The sequence below is a fragment of the Ochrobactrum sp. CGA5 genome (genome assembly GCF_006345815.1).
Lineage (GTDB): Bacteria > Pseudomonadota > Alphaproteobacteria > Rhizobiales > Rhizobiaceae > Brucella.
In genome coordinates, this window is the sequence record NZ_VCIG01000038.1 from 573112 (window position 1) to 587168 (window position 14057).

Genomic DNA, 14057 nt, shown 5'->3' on the forward strand with positions numbered 1-14057 from the left:
CGGCGCCGCCTTTCGCAAATGTCGGTAGCGGTCTCTTGTTTTCGAGACAATGGGCGCCATTTCCGGCTCACACCCGAATGAGCTGCCCGGATGGGAAGGAAGGTAGATTTAAAGATGTTGGATGCGCGCATTCGAAACACTTCGCTTCGAGACAAGATCATTACCGCGGAACAAGCCGCGAACCTTATCCAGGATGGCATGATCGTCGGCATGAGTGGATTTACCCGGGCTGGCGACGCCAAGGCCGTGCCGGTTGCCATGGCTGCTCGTGCCGCAATTGATCCCTTCAAAATCACGCTGATCACCGGAGCGTCGCTTGGTCACGACGTCGACAAGCTTCTCACCGAAGCCCATGTGCTCTCACGGCGCATGCCATTCCAAGTCGACAGAACTCTGCGTGCCGCCATCAATCGCGGCGAAGTGATGTTCATCGACCAACATCTTTCCGAAACTGTTGAACAATTGCGCTCAAACCAGATCGGCCCGATTGATTGTGCTATAGTTGAGGCTCTCGCCATAACCGAAAGCGGAGGGATCATTCCCACGACATCGATCGGTAACTCAGCAAGTTTTGCCATTCTGGCCGAAAAGGTGATTGTAGAACTGAATCTCAATCAGCCGATGGCGCTCGAAGGTCTGCACGACGTCTATATTCCGACAAAGCGCCCTTCCCGCGATCCGATACCGGTCACTGCATGCGACAGCCGTGTCGGCCTGCCATATATTCCTATACCGCCGGAAAAGATCGCAGGAATCGTTATCACGCAGGAAAATGATAGTGCATCGACCGTGGAACCGGCAGACGGCGAAACGATTGCTATTGCTGGCCATCTGATCGACTTTCTGATGCAGGAAGTTGGCGCGGGACGCCTCGACCTGACGCTCAATCCGCTTCAGGCTGGTATTGGTACTATTGCAAATGCCGTGTTGAACGGCTTTGTTGACAGCCCATTCCATAATCTGCGCATGTATAGCGAAGTGTTGCAGGACAGCACTTTCGATCTCTTCGATGCTGGAAAGCTGGATTTTGCTTCCGGATCCTCGATCACGCTCAGCCCAGCGTGCGGAGAGCGTGTCTTCAATAATATCAACCGTTACCGGGAAAAGCTGATTCTGCGCCCGCAGGAGATCAGCAATCACCCGGAAGTCATCCGGCGCCTTGGCATTATCGGCATCAATACCGCACTGGAATTCGACATTTACGGCAATGTGAACTCCACACATGTCGACGGAACACATATGATGAACGGGATTGGCGGTTCTGGCGACTTTGCTCGCAACGCCTTCATCTCAATTTTCGTCACGAAATCCGAAGCAAAGAACGGTGCCATATCCTCTGTTGTTCCGATGGTCACACATGTCGACCACACGGAACACGACGTGGACATTGTGGTGACGGAACAGGGGCTCGCCGATCTGCGTGGCCTCGCCCCACGCGAACGCGCACGTGTTATCATTGATAATTGCGCCCACCCCGATTATCGCCCACAGCTCAACGATTATTTTAACCGCGCGAGCGCGCGTGGCGGACACACACCCCATCTGATTGAAGAGGCTTTCAGTTGGCATCAGCGCCGTCGTGAAACGGGCAGCATGCGCATCTGATTATCTTGAAAGTCTGACGCTGTTTGGCGCCAGCTTTGTTTAAGTCATCACTTACAAAGTGGAACCTTCTTTTCATTGGAACGTTAACCGGCACATCGCTTTTGGATTGGAGACGATGTGCCGGCTACAAGAGCTTTGCTCTTTCTTCCGGTTCTAACAGGCTCAATCAGACAGCACAGAGGAACTGTTGTCTGATGAGCAATGCAACCCCAAGTTCCGGGAAGGATCAGACCGTCTATGTCCATCCTCATCAGCCTTCTGATAACAATTCTTGTAATCTTCCTCGTACTCTATCTCATCAACATGCTACCGTTGGATGCCAAGGTCAAACAGATCGCTCAAGTTATCGTGATCATCATCGGCATCATTTCACTTCTGAAATATCTGGCGGTCTTCTGATTCAAGCCATCAGGAACCATAGTAACAGCTATAATCCCGGAGTATCATGACGCCCCTCGCTACTCCGGGAGCTTTTACAACGCCATGCAGAAGCCGCCCCTTGCATATATTAGCTAGTCGCCATTTATATCTTATGGCGACAGTTCTTTTAAATATAGTTGTGCTTAATTACATTTCCTCGTAACATAGTATCATCATGCTACCTATGATTGTGTCATTAATGGCACTAATAAACACAAAATTGTAGGAAACTCATGATGGTGGCTTTCCCCTCTCAGGCGTTCCTTTTATAAGGCCCGCAAAATATAGCCCGTTCATTTAGGGTTCAGGCGGGGTCGTTAATCATCCTCACTCAGGGTTGGGAGTGCCGGGGAATGAAGAAGACTGCTCTAGTGAAAGCAGCACTGATAACGCTGTCTGTCGTTGTGTTCTCTCTGGGGGCAACATCGATAGCAGCATTTTCTGCTGGCGCCACGCCTGGCATCATCGCACTCAGCCTTAGCGTGGGCATTCCCGCTGTGACAGCCTTCCCTTCACTTGCCTATATTTTTCACCAGCATAGCAAGCTGAGAGACGCATATCTCCAGCTCGAGAAAGCCCATGTTGAATTGCAGGCACGGTCGCGGATAGACCATATGACCGGGCTTCTCAATCGCGAGGCGCTGTTTGAAGCCATGAAGATCAGCCGATCACGTATCGAAACAGGCACATTGCTCGTTATAGATGCGGACCACTTCAAGGCAATCAACGATACGTTCGGCCACGGCGTTGGTGACCGTGCATTGAAACTGATCGCTTTTGCGCTTCAGAATGTAACCCGCAAAGGCGATCTCGTGGGACGCATTGGTGGAGAAGAGTTCTGCGTTTTTCTGCCAGGTGCCAGCGGAGAAACCGGTATGCGCGTTGCGCAACGTATACGCACGGAAGTAGAAAACACGCCGTTTCATACAACCGAATATCAGGTCTATCCCTTAACGATCAGCATCGGTGTCGCCTCTGCACCGAAAAACGAGACGAACTCGCAAGTACTCAGCCGCGCGGATCGCTGTCTCTATATTGCCAAGCAGCGTGGCCGCAACTGTGTGGTCTTCGATGAAGAAAGTGGACGCTTGGCCAGCGCGTCTGTCGTCTCCATTGCGAGCGCTCGGGAAGTGGCGCGCGGATAGCACGATGCTTCATTTCCAGGGTTCGATAACTTCTTCAGACCATCCAACCGGTATAAATCCCATTTTCTGGTAAAGCTGCAATGCGCGCGGACTATCGAGCGTATTGGTATGGATTGTCACTTTATTCGGACCATGTGCCCACGCGGTCGCAATGCTCTCATTCAGGAAGAACTTGCCGAGCCCCCGCCCCTGAAAATCATCGATCAAACCGAAATAGACAATTTCGGCAGCTTCCGGCAAACCTGACAAGTCGAGCTCGACGAAACCCGCCGGGCAGCCATCTGCGTAGATAACGTGGATTTCAGTCGTATCGGCGTGAATGACCTCTGCAACTTCCGCGTCAGTCTGAACACGTCGCATCATCCAGTGATGCTTGCGTCCGACCTGTTCATAAAGGTAGCGATAGTAATGTACCGGCATGTTAACCGCGCGCATGATAGCAAGGCGAATACCAGAGGGCACTGGCACCTGAATGAGATGACGGGTAGACATTTCCAAATGCGTGATGCGGGCAGTCAGTTTTTCAGTCATGCTTGTTCGGCTTCACCGGTGACAACGGGAGTGTCCTGCCTGCTTCCCCATTCACTCCAGGAGCCGTCGTAAAGACGGTTATCCGTGTGACCGAGTGATGCCAGCGCCAGCATGATGACTGCTGCGGTCACACCGGAGCCACAACTCGTGACCACCGGCCTGGAGAGATCGACCCCTGCTTCGTCGAAAACCTTGCGCAGGCTCGCAAGGTCCTTCAGTTCACCATTTTCAGACAAGGTGCCAACAGGAACATTGCGCGCACCGGGCATATGGCCGGAACGCATACCGGCACGTGGCTCCGCATCGCGTCCAGCGAAGCGACCTGCTGCGCGTGCATCGGCGATCTGGGCGCGTCGTTCGTCCACGATCTCGCGCATCTCGGAGAAATCAACTATTGCAGCCTCGTTGAACGATGGTGTGAACAATGTTGGCGCGATCTTTGTGACTTCATCAGTGACCGGATAGCCAGCCTTTTTCCAGCCGTCGAAGCCGCCATCAAGCACATAGGCATTTTTCACTCCCATGACGCGAAACATCCACCAAACACGTGGCGCGGAAAACATGCCCACTCCATCATAAACTACGACTGTTTCATCAGCCGTAATTCCCATTGCACCAACGTGCTGTGCAAAAAGCTCTGGCGACGGCAGGGTGTGTGGGAGACCGGATTCCTTGTCCGCGATCTTGTCCTGGTCGAAAAATACAGCACCCGGAATATGCCCGGCGTCGTATTCTCCCTGACCATTGCGTCCAGCAGCCGGCAGATACCAGGAGGCATCGACAATCGCGATACCCGGCTCGCCGAGCCGTTCATTCAACCAATCCCGCGAAACGACGAAGGCGCTCTTCTCTACCATGGGTCAACACTCCTCAAGCATGTTTCGTGAGACCGGAAAACATGCGGAAAACATTGCATTCAAGCTTCCGGCAGTGCGCCAAAACGAATGCGGAACCGGCGATTTTCCTTGCCCTTTTTCTCAATCTTGCCAATGTGGATCGCACCCACTTCCTGCGTTTCGGAAACGTGCGTGCCGCCACAAGGTTGCGAATCCACCACACCGTTTTCACCAATGAGGACGAGACGTATACGACCGAGCCCTACCGGTGGACGCACATTCTTCGACTTCACGATATCTGGATTTGCAAGGAACTCATCATCACTGATCCAGCGAATGGCGACTGCATCATTGGCGTTCACTCGCTCCATGAGTTTTTCGGTCACGAATTCCTTGGTGTAGCTTGGGTCGGGAAGATCGAAATCAATGCGACTTTCATCCTCGCCCACCGCAGCACCGGTAATAGGGAATGGGCAGACGACCGAAAGCAGGTGACAGGCCGTATGCATCCGCATCAGTTTGTAACGACGCGGCCAGTCGATATGCAGGACCAGCTTCTCACCCACTGTGGGCAAAGCCTGCCCTTCTACCGGAACATGAATGATTTCGTTCTTGTGCTCGCCAGTAACTGTTGCCGCTATCACGATACGTGAGCCGTCGGTGCGTTCAAAAAAACCTATATCCCCCGGCTGACCGCCGGAGGTCGCGTAGAAATTTGTCTGATCGAGAATAATCCCGCCCGTCTCAGTAATGGCGAGTACCGTGCCCTCCGCCGTTGAAAGATAGGAATCTTCGCGGAAAAGCGCTTCGGTCTCGTATGCCATCATTATCCCTCGAACGGTATATCTATCTCGATCTTCTGTTCCAGCCATCCCGGCACAGGCAGGCGCTTGCTGCGCAGGAAAGCAGGATTGAACAGCTTGGACTGGTAACGATTACCATAGTCGCAAAGCATAGTCACAATTGTGTGGCCCGGTCCGAGATCTTTTGCAAGCCGGATTGCACCGGCAATATTGATGCCCGACGAACCGCCCAGGCATAGGCCCTCATTTTCCACGAGATCGAACACAATATCGAGTGCCTCCGCGTCGGAAAGGCGGTACGAGAAATCGGGGGCAAAACCCTCAAGATTAGCGGTGATACGCCCCTGCCCGATGCCTTCTGTAATCGAGTCGCCTTCAGCTTTCAGCTCTCCTGTCGTGTAGAAGGAATGGAGCGCAGCTCCATATGGATCGGCAAGTGCGACCTTGATACGCGCATTGTGGTCCTTCAGACCGAATGCTGTGCCGACGAGTGTTCCGCCCGATCCGACAGCTGCGACAAACCCATCCACTTTGCCATCGGTATCGCGCCAGATTTCTTGAGCCGTGGTTTCAATATGGGCTTGTCGGTTAATGGGATTATCGAACTGATTGGCCCATACTGCGCCGTTCGGCTCGCTTTTTGCAATTTGCTCAGCCAATCGCCCAGAGAGGCGCACATAATTGTTCGGATTTCGATAGGGCGCGGCTGGAACTTCAATCAGTTCAGCGCCAAGCAGACGCAAGGCATCCTTCTTTTCCTGGCTCTGCGTTTCAGGAATAACAATAACAGTACGATAACCAAGCGCTTTTGCAACCATGGTGAGGCCAATACCGGTATTGCCAGCCGTGCCTTCAACAATAACCCCGCCCGGTTTCAGAAGCCCGCGTTTTTCGGCATCACGAATAATATAGAGCGCCGCCCGATCTTTCACCGACTGGCCGGGATTGAGGAACTCGGCCTTGCCGTAAATGGCGCAGCCGGTCAGTTCGGAAGCCTTCTTCAACTGGATCAATGGCGTATTGCCGATAGCGTCGAGCACCGATTGGAACATAGCTTCCGTCCTTCCTGTTTCGCAAAGGACGTTATGAGGAAGCGCCCTGCCCTTCAAGCAAGTGTAGAATATTTTTCCAGCGGGTTGTGCAAATTGAAACCTGCCTCAAGGCCTCGAATAGAAAAGCCGCCCGAGAAGAGCGGCTTTTTGGAAAAATGTTTGAAACTCAGCTTCAATACTTATGCAGCGCGCTGTCCACCGTTAACATTGGCATTGCGACGCTTGCGGCGGAACGGACGCTTCGTCTTTGTAGCACCATCACCAGCAGCCTGAGCGCTTCCGCGATGTTCGCCAACCTTCGGGGCGGCACGGCGCGGCTTCTGTGGTGTTCCACCTTTGCGATGTCCGGTATTCTGCGGGCGTTCGCCGGGAGCGGCAGCACGCGGTGTCGGAGCCGGTGCAAGCTCCACGGGTGCATCCTTGATCGGAAGCTTGTTGCGCGTCACACGCTCGACCGCTCGCAGCTTGGATTCTTCCGCAGCCGGATCGTAGAGTGTTATTGAAGCGCCGCTTGCTCCATTGCGACCGGTGCGGCCAATACGGTGGACATAGGTTTCCGGCTCATCAGGCAGATCGTAATTCACAACATGACTGATGCCCGGCACGTCAATGCCGCGTGCCGCAATGTCGGTTGCGATCAAAATCCGCAGCGATCCATCACGGAAACCGTTAAGCGCGCGCTGACGTGCATTCTGCGACTTGTTGCCGTGGATGGCGGCAACTTCATAGCCATCGCGCTCGAGATGGCGAACCACCGCATCAGCGCCATGCTTCGTACGAGTGAAGACTATGACCGAACGCATGGCCTTGTCGCCCAGTAGCGCTGAAAGCAGACGACGCTTCTCTTTGGTGTGTACGGGATGCACGACCTGCGTAATTTCGGCAGCCGTGGTTCCCTGCGGGGCGACTTCGACGCGGACCGGATCACGCAGCAGGCTTCCTGCCAGCGATGCGATTTCCTTTGGCATAGTTGCCGAAAACAAAGCGGTCTGACGGTCGGAGTGTGTTGCTTTCGCAATGCGCTTTACATCGTTGATAAAGCCCATATCCAGCATACGGTCCGCCTCATCAAGGACGAGCCAGCGCGTCTGCGAAAGATCTACCAAACCGTCGCGCATCAGATCGGTCAGACGACCCGGCGTGGCAATCAGAACATCGATTCCGGGTGCGATACGCTTGATCTGCGACAGTTTGGAAACGCCGCCAAGAACAAGCGCTGTCGAGATATGCGCATGTTTGGAAACATTGCGGATCGTCTGTTCGATCTGCACCGCGAGTTCACGCGTCGGCGCCAGGATCAATGCGCGTGCGGTTTTTGGGCGGCGCTTGTCGCCAAGGCCGATGATCTTCTGCAGGATTGGCAGGCTGAACGCTGCAGTCTTGCCGGAGCCGGTCTGCGCAATACCAAGAATATCGCGACCTTCAAGCTGGTGCGGGATCGCCTGCAACTGGATCGGCTTCGGCTCGGTCATGCCGGCGGCTTCGACGCCCTTGAGCAGAATGCCGGTAACGCCAAGAGCGGCAAAGCCGCCCGTAATTTCTTTTGTCAATTCAATCTCTTTCAGCGGCACCACGATATCATGGCCCGCACACAAATGCCGGTCAAGCGCAACTTGCCGAACTCTAACTGTTCAATGATAACGACGGGACGCCGAAGCTTGCAAACTCCTGGCGACTTGCGCTGCCGTGCCCGAACATTACTCGGGTCTCCCCCGCTTCCAAACCATTCTGGAAGACAGAGGCGAGACGCAACAAGTCCAATGCCGGGAAAGCCGACGAACACGTCGGCCCATGCGCCTGAAAAGGCATATGGGGCGTTTTCACTGAAAAAGCAACCGATTTTGCTTAAACCGTCAAAATCAGATGATGAAATCAGCGAGCACCTGATTGTCCGTTATGTCCTGATAGGCCCAACCTGCCTCTGCAAATTTCTGTTCCAGAAGCTTGAAGTTCGATGCGTTCTTCGTTTCTATGCCGATCAGCACCGAGCCAAAATTACGTGCCGATTTCTTCAGATACTCGAAACGAGCAATATCGTCATCTGGTCCAAGAAGATCGAGAAATGAACGAAGCGCGCCCGGCCTCTGCGGAAAGCGGAATATGAAATACTTCTTCAAGCCTTCAAAGCGAAGCGCACGCTCACGCACATCCGGCAGGCGTTCAAAATCGAAATTGCCGCCCGAAACAACAATGACGACACGCTTGCCCTTGAGATCACTCTTCTTGAAATCCTTCAGCGCATCGATGCCAAGAGCCCCTGCCGGTTCAAGAACGACGCCCTCAATATTGAGCATCTCGATAATTGTTGCGCAAAGCCGGTTTTCCGGAACCGTTATAACAGTTTTCGGATCAAACCCTTTGAGAAGCTTGAAGTTTTCCTTACCGATTTCGGCAACTGCCGCGCCATCGACGAAATTATCGACATTGGCTAATTTGATACGTTTGCCTGCTTCAAGGCTTCCTTTCAGGCTCGCCGCACCTTGCGGCTCGATAAAGCAAAAACCAGTCTTCCAACCAAGATCGGAGATATAGTGCGTAACACCGCCGGACAGTCCGCCACCACCGACCGGCAGCAGAATGAAGTCGGGCTTCCGTTCGTCAGGCAATTGCCGTTCGATCTCCAGCGCCACCGTGGCTTGTCCCTCGACAATGCCGGGATGATCGAAAGGCGGCACCATCACGCCCTTCTGGCTTGCGGCAAATTCCTGTGAGGCAGCGTAGCAAACATCGAAAATATCTCCCACGAGTTTGATTTCGATGAATTCACCGCCAAAAGCGCGGGTCTTGTCAATTTTCTGCTGCGGCGTCGTAACCGGCATGAAAACCACGCCCTTGCGACCAAAATGACGGCAAACGAACGCAAACCCCTGCGCATGATTGCCTGCCGAGGCGCAAACAAACACCGCATTCTGGTCAGTGGTTTCAACCGCTTTGGAAATGAAGTTGAAAGCACCGCGAATCTTGTAGGATCGAACAGGAGTAAGGTCTTCACGCTTGAGCCAAATTTCCGCACCGTACTTCCGCGACAGGTAATCGTTGAGCTGCAGCGGCGTTTCCGGAAACAGCGCGCGCATTGCCTTTTCGGCCTCGGATACATATTTAACGAAGGCGGTCATTATTTGACTTTCTGCATTTCCTGCGGGATTTCGCCCATCGCTACATGTGTTTGGCAATGCAGACAAGGTTGAAGCTCACCGGATCATGAAATCAACGATTTAGAATAAGCATGTATTCGGTAGTTCTAACTGTTGACGTTATCGGGCTTTGTGGCTTGAAATCGTGATGCAAATCATGACATAGACAATTGCAATTGCTGCGGTCGTGGCGAAATTGGTATACGCAACGGACTTAAAATCCGTCGTCTTTTAGACTTGCGGGTTCAAGTCCCGCCGACCGCACCATTCATCCTCTTTCGGCGCTATTCGTGCGCTACGATTTCGCCTTGGCGAAATTTTGCCCTATCCTCTGTTTTCGCCCTAATCGAAACAACCGCAGACGGAAAAATGGAAGAACAAGCCACACAGCTGATAGCAAATACAAACACATTCGTTCTCCAGATTTACGACCTACTGATACGATACTCGTTGTCCACACTTGGCGCGGTGGTTATCCTTTGTGTTGGCTGGATACTGGCTGGCTTTTTACAGCGATGGACTATTAGTTCATTATCCAAAATTAAGGGCTTCGACCCGACGCTTATCGGTTTTTTTGGAACGGCAGTTCGTTATGGCATACTTACTGTCATTTTCGTGATGGTTCTTGGACAGTTCGGCGTCCAAACCGCATCCATTCTAGCAGCGCTTGGCGCGATCGGTCTTGCTATAGGTCTCGCGCTTCAGGGCACGTTACAGAATATCGCTGCAGGTATAATGCTTCTGGTACTAAGGCCATTTCGGGTGGGTGAATATATCAGCACCGGAACAGTCGTCGGAACCGTGCAGGAAATTGGTCTTTTTGCCACCGAACTCAAAACTTACGATGGCCTGTATATCCTCGCGCCGAACTCTACGCTTTGGAACACGCCCGTCACCAATTACAGCCGGATGAAATCCAGGATGCACGATTTCAAGGTTGGAATTGGTTATGAAGACGATATTGGCCAAGCCTTATCCATCATCCAGGAGATTGTCGAGGCTCAGAAAGGTGTTCTTGCTAAACCGGAGCCGGTCTATTTTGTCTCGGAACTGGCCGATAGTTCCGTCGTCCTGTGCTGCCGGTACTGGATTAACAGTGCTGATTACTGGAAAGTTGCGTGGAATACGGTGAAAACGGTGAAGCTGTCATTCGACAAGGCCGGGATTAATATCCCTTATCCGCAGGTAACTTACCATAATGCCGTATCGGACAAGGCAGAACAGGCCGAATCCGCATCTTGAACCAGCCAGAAAGCCGCTATCAGATAAGCGGCTTTCTTTATTTAGAACGCTGTCAGCCGTGAAGCTTCTCGGTAATTTCAGCAACACGCTTTCCCTGAAAGCGGGCGCCCTCCAGTTCCTGTTCCGAAGGTTGGCGGGAACCGTTGCTGTCGGCGGTTGTCGTCATCCCGTAAGGCGCACCGCCGCGCACTACATCATTACCCATCTGCCCCTGATAGGCATAAGAAAGCGGGACAATGATCATGCCGTGATGCTGCATCTGCCACTGCGTAGAAATTAGCGCGAGCTCCGCTCCGCCATGCTGTGTGGCTGTAGACACCATCACGGACCCAACCTTGTTTATCAGAGCGCCCTTTGCCCAAAGCCCGCCAGTCTGGTCGAGAAAATTCTTCATCTGAGCTGCCATCATACCGTAGCGGGTGGCGACAGCGATGATGATGGCGTCATAATCCGCAAGTTCAGCCGGTGTGGCGATCGGTGCATCCTGGTCAACCTTGTAATGCGAAGCCTTTGCAACATCAGGCGGAACCAGTTCCGGCACCCGCTTGATCGTGACCTCTGCACCGCCTTCCCGAACCCCGTCAGCGGCAGCCCTGGCCATTTTTTCCGTGTGACCATAGGCCGAATAATACAGCACCAGCACTTTAACCATGTGACATCTCCATATCCCGATTTATGAGGCCCCAACCTCGAAAGCTTCAATTAGGGGAGCGACGTTCTTTGAAAAGACGCAGCTTCTCGCAAATGGAGGGAATGCTGAAATAAAGCAGTTGCAGCCTCGTCCCGCTGGCGTTTAACTGATGCCAGAAAATGGAGTCTGGATATGACCAACAATCCGCAGCAATCCGTGAAGGCCGCCATGCTGGCAATCGGCGACGAGCTTCTCTCGGGGCGCACAAAGGACAAGAATATCGGGCACCTTGCCGATGTTCTGACGGCAGCGGGCATTGATCTCAAGGAAGTACGGATTGTTCCGGACGAAGCAATGGCGATTATAGCCGCTCTCAATGCGTTGCGACCCCATTATGACTATGTTTTCACGTCGGGGGGAATTGGCCCTACCCACGACGATATCACTGCCGATGCAGTTTCCGCTGCCTTTAATGTACCTTGTGTCTATGACGAGAAAGCCATGGAGCTGTTGGCGGACAATTATGCAAAACGCGGGCTGGAATTCACCGACTCACGCAAGCGTATGGCGCGCATGCCGCAAGGCTCGGAGCATATTGCGAACCCGATCTCCGCTGCGCCCGGCTTTCATATTGGCAATGTTTATGTGATGGCAGGGGTGCCTTCGGTCTTTCAGGCAATGCTCGACAATGTGCTGCCCACGCTAAAGACCGGACGCAAGCTGATATCAAGATCGGTGCTTTGTCCATTTGGCGAAGGAGTGATCGGCACTCTCCTGACAGAGATTCAAAAGGAAAACCCCGATACGATCATTGGCTCCTATCCGAAATTCGAGAATGGGCGTTTTAGTACCGAGTTGGTTGTCCGCGGTAGTGATCCCGGGAAAATCGATATGGCCATTGATGCTATCGAAAAAATGATCTTGTCTCTGGAAACAGAAGGGGCCGCTTAATCCTTTGCAATCTTTTGTCTGCGCAACTCGTTGCACTATATGCTAAAATAGAAAAAAGTCTAAAGGAGTTCGGTCATGTCCTACAAGACGGTGGTTGCCTATTCTCGCAGTGAATCCGAGTTGAAGCGTGTTGTGTCTGCCGTTGGACTTCTAAAGCAGAAGGTGCCGGATGTTCATGTGATCGGGCTTTACTCTATTCCTTCGCCCATCGTCTATGCTGACCCGAACGGCTTTATCGATCCCGGGATGTTCGAGCTGCACGACAAGCAGCACAAGGAGCTTTCCGAAAGACTTAAACATGTTTTCGAAGATGAAATGCGCCGTCGGGGCATCAACTATGAATATCGCGTCACACGTTCGGAAACCGGAACGGCGGCAGACGGCGTGCTAACAACATGCCTTGGAGCAGAGTTGCTGATCGCGGGACAGCCCGACCCTGATGATCCGGCAACTAACGACGAGACCGCCGATACGATCGTTTTCAATTCGAGTTGTCCCGTTTTGCTGGTTCCCTATGCACCAGTGTTGCCGATGGTTTCGCTCGATCGCATTGTCGTCGCCTTTAACGGCAAACGGGAAGCAGCCCGGGCAGCTTTCGATGCACTACCCTTGATGAAACACGCGGACAAAACAGAAATCGTATGGGTCGATCCGCCGGAAATAGAAGGTGAGGATCAGGCTTTAGCCAGCCATGATATTGCGGAGTCGATATCGAGGCACGGCATTAACGTAACCCCTACGGTCATTGCATCCAATGGACGCTATGTACAGGAGGCGTTGCGGGAACATATCATCGCGGAACGCGCCGATCTTCTGGTGATGGGGGCTTATAGTCATTCACGGCTGAGAGAACTGGTCTTTGGCGGCGTGACGCGATCCATGCTGAACGAACTTCCGATTCTCACGCTTTTCTCGCGCTAGAACACCTGTTTGAAGGCAGTTTGATCCGGGAACTGGCATCTGACGACACGACACGCTTGCAAGAACACCATTTTTGCGGTTATCAGCATCACCCGGCGCTGATGTGCCGGGTGGAGAGCCTTTTCCTCCCCCCGCTGCCCACGAGAAACGGGCGCGGATGAAGAAAAGCTGCAGATCCTGACATTTATAGCGCTTGGCAATCCGTCATAGCGCATTTTTGGTTTCTAAAGGTCCGGAGAACAAACTCCTGGATCGATCCACGGAGCGTTTCGATGTCCTTGCCAGATAAAGCCTTTCCCGTTTCTTGGGATCAGTTCCACCGCGATGCCCGCGCCCTCGCTTGGCGCATCGCTGGCATGAATCGTGATTGGCATGCAATTGTCGCCATTACGCGCGGCGGTCTGGTTCCCGCTGCCATCGTTTGCCGCGAACTCGGTATCCGTCTCATCGAAACCGTCTGCATCGCCTCCTATCATGATTACACCTCACAGGGTGATATGCAGATCCTCAAGGGCGTGAGCGAAACGCTGCTGGAAAACGGCGGCGAAGGCGTCATCGTCGTTGACGACCTGACCGACACCGGCAAGACCGCAGCGATCGTGCGCGAAATGATGCCAAAGGCCCATTTTGCAACGGTCTATGCGAAGCCGAAAGGCCGACCGCTGATCGATACCTTCGTAACAGAAGTATCTCAGGACACCTGGATTTATTTCCCATGGGATATGGGCTTCACTTATCAGGAGCCGATTGCTGGCGGAAAGCGCGGCTGACACGCTTCCCGATTCC

General features: G+C 53.1%; 14 protein-coding genes and 1 tRNA gene. 8 read left to right on the top strand and 7 right to left on the bottom strand.

Annotated elements, in window-relative coordinates; all coding sequences use genetic code 11:
• Window positions 1-114 precede the first annotated feature (114 nt).
• The 3 genes from FJQ48_RS15880 to FJQ48_RS15890 all read left to right on the top strand — a co-directional run bounded on the left by FJQ48_RS15880 (window position 115) and on the right by FJQ48_RS15890 (window position 3170).
• Window positions 115-1605: an acetyl-CoA hydrolase/transferase family protein gene (locus FJQ48_RS15880; RefSeq protein ID WP_139976319.1), complete on the top strand. Its 1491-nt coding sequence runs from the start codon at window positions 115-117 to the stop codon at window positions 1603-1605.
• A 237-nt stretch (window positions 1606-1842) separates the two neighbouring features.
• Window positions 1843-2004, top strand: coding sequence for a Thivi_2564 family membrane protein (locus FJQ48_RS15885; protein WP_010660091.1), 162 nt, complete (start codon window positions 1843-1845; stop codon window positions 2002-2004).
• 374 nt (window positions 2005-2378) lie between these two features.
• Window positions 2379-3170, top strand: coding sequence for a GGDEF domain-containing protein (locus FJQ48_RS15890; RefSeq protein ID WP_139975929.1), 792 nt, complete (start codon window positions 2379-2381; stop codon window positions 3168-3170).
• Window positions 3171-3179: 9 nt separating this feature from the next.
• Here the strand turns inward: FJQ48_RS15890 and FJQ48_RS15895 are convergent, their stop codons facing one another.
• The 6 genes from FJQ48_RS15895 to ilvA all read right to left on the bottom strand — a co-directional run bounded on the left by FJQ48_RS15895 (window position 3180) and on the right by ilvA (window position 9511).
• On the bottom strand, window positions 3180-3701 hold the full coding sequence (locus FJQ48_RS15895; RefSeq protein ID WP_247870402.1) for a GNAT family N-acetyltransferase: 522 nt from the start codon (window positions 3699-3701) through the stop codon (window positions 3180-3182).
• A complete protein-coding gene (gene sseA, locus FJQ48_RS15900; RefSeq protein WP_139975930.1) occupies window positions 3698-4558 on the bottom strand; it encodes a 3-mercaptopyruvate sulfurtransferase in 861 nt (286 codons plus the stop codon). The genes FJQ48_RS15895 and sseA overlap by 4 nt, the downstream gene beginning before the upstream one ends.
• A 59-nt stretch (window positions 4559-4617) precedes the next feature.
• Window positions 4618-5361 carry an alanyl-tRNA editing protein gene (locus tag FJQ48_RS15905; RefSeq protein ID WP_139976321.1) on the bottom strand — a complete coding sequence of 248 codons (744 nt, stop codon included), beginning with the start codon at window positions 5359-5361 and terminating at the stop codon, window positions 4618-4620.
• A gap of 2 nt (window positions 5362-5363) precedes the next feature.
• Complete coding sequence (locus FJQ48_RS15910) at window positions 5364-6392, bottom strand: cysteine synthase A (RefSeq protein WP_139975931.1); 1029 nt, start codon at window positions 6390-6392, stop codon at window positions 5364-5366.
• A gap of 179 nt (window positions 6393-6571) precedes the next feature.
• On the bottom strand, window positions 6572-7963 hold the full coding sequence (locus FJQ48_RS15915) for a DEAD/DEAH box helicase (protein WP_139975932.1): 1392 nt from the start codon (window positions 7961-7963) through the stop codon (window positions 6572-6574).
• A 288-nt stretch (window positions 7964-8251) separates the two neighbouring features.
• The gene (ilvA, locus tag FJQ48_RS15920) at window positions 8252-9511 is read right to left on the bottom strand and encodes a threonine ammonia-lyase IlvA (RefSeq protein ID WP_180350241.1); all 1260 of its coding nucleotides are present in this window, start codon (window positions 9509-9511) and stop codon (window positions 8252-8254) included.
• 196 nt (window positions 9512-9707) lie between these two features.
• Here ilvA and FJQ48_RS15925 point away from each other — a divergent pair.
• Window positions 9708-9793, top strand: a tRNA-Leu gene (locus FJQ48_RS15925).
• 102 nt (window positions 9794-9895) lie between these two features.
• A complete protein-coding gene (locus tag FJQ48_RS15930; RefSeq protein ID WP_139975934.1) occupies window positions 9896-10768 on the top strand; it encodes a mechanosensitive ion channel domain-containing protein in 873 nt (290 codons plus the stop codon).
• Window positions 10769-10820: 52 nt separating this feature from the next.
• On the opposite strand, the gene wrbA is transcribed toward FJQ48_RS15930, so the two are convergent.
• Complete coding sequence (gene wrbA, locus FJQ48_RS15935) at window positions 10821-11420, bottom strand: NAD(P)H:quinone oxidoreductase type IV (RefSeq protein WP_139975935.1); 600 nt, start codon at window positions 11418-11420, stop codon at window positions 10821-10823.
• A gap of 171 nt (window positions 11421-11591) precedes the next feature.
• Between wrbA and FJQ48_RS15940 the strand changes: the two genes are divergently transcribed.
• The 3 genes from FJQ48_RS15940 (at window position 11592) to gpt (ending at window position 14041) form a co-directional block, all read left to right on the top strand.
• Window positions 11592-12350 carry a competence/damage-inducible protein A gene (locus tag FJQ48_RS15940; protein ID WP_139975936.1) on the top strand — a complete coding sequence of 253 codons (759 nt, stop codon included), beginning with the start codon at window positions 11592-11594 and terminating at the stop codon, window positions 12348-12350.
• Between the two features lie 75 nt (window positions 12351-12425).
• Window positions 12426-13271 (top strand): universal stress protein, encoded by an 846-nt coding sequence (locus FJQ48_RS15945; RefSeq protein ID WP_139975937.1) that lies wholly within the window; start codon window positions 12426-12428, stop codon window positions 13269-13271.
• 272 nt (window positions 13272-13543) lie between these two features.
• Window positions 13544-14041 carry a xanthine phosphoribosyltransferase gene (gene gpt, locus FJQ48_RS15950; protein ID WP_006470476.1) on the top strand — a complete coding sequence of 166 codons (498 nt, stop codon included), beginning with the start codon at window positions 13544-13546 and terminating at the stop codon, window positions 14039-14041.
• Window positions 14042-14057: the final 16 nt, after the last annotated feature.

Excerpts from the sequence above, each read along its gene's own strand:
- FJQ48_RS15945 (WP_139975937.1), top strand. The coding sequence starts at position 12,426 with ATGTCCTACAAGACGGTGGTTGCCTATTCTCGCAGTGAATCCGAGTTG.
- FJQ48_RS15895 (WP_247870402.1), bottom strand. The coding sequence starts at position 3,701 with ATGACTGAAAAACTGACTGCCCGCATCACGCATTTGGAAATGTCTACC.
- FJQ48_RS15885 (WP_010660091.1), top strand. The coding sequence starts at position 1,843 with ATGTCCATCCTCATCAGCCTTCTGATAACAATTCTTGTAATCTTCCTC.
- FJQ48_RS15905 (WP_139976321.1), bottom strand. The coding sequence starts at position 5,361 with ATGGCATACGAGACCGAAGCGCTTTTCCGCGAAGATTCCTATCTTTCA.
- FJQ48_RS15880 (WP_139976319.1), top strand. The coding sequence starts at position 115 with ATGTTGGATGCGCGCATTCGAAACACTTCGCTTCGAGACAAGATCATT.
- FJQ48_RS15890 (WP_139975929.1), top strand. The coding sequence starts at position 2,379 with ATGAAGAAGACTGCTCTAGTGAAAGCAGCACTGATAACGCTGTCTGTC.
- wrbA (WP_139975935.1), bottom strand. The coding sequence starts at position 11,420 with ATGGTTAAAGTGCTGGTGCTGTATTATTCGGCCTATGGTCACACGGAA.
- sseA (WP_139975930.1), bottom strand. The coding sequence starts at position 4,558 with ATGGTAGAGAAGAGCGCCTTCGTCGTTTCGCGGGATTGGTTGAATGAA.
- gpt (WP_006470476.1), top strand. The coding sequence starts at position 13,544 with ATGTCCTTGCCAGATAAAGCCTTTCCCGTTTCTTGGGATCAGTTCCAC.
- FJQ48_RS15930 (WP_139975934.1), top strand. The coding sequence starts at position 9,896 with ATGGAAGAACAAGCCACACAGCTGATAGCAAATACAAACACATTCGTT.
- FJQ48_RS15910 (WP_139975931.1), bottom strand. The coding sequence starts at position 6,392 with ATGTTCCAATCGGTGCTCGACGCTATCGGCAATACGCCATTGATCCAG.
- FJQ48_RS15940 (WP_139975936.1), top strand. The coding sequence starts at position 11,592 with ATGACCAACAATCCGCAGCAATCCGTGAAGGCCGCCATGCTGGCAATC.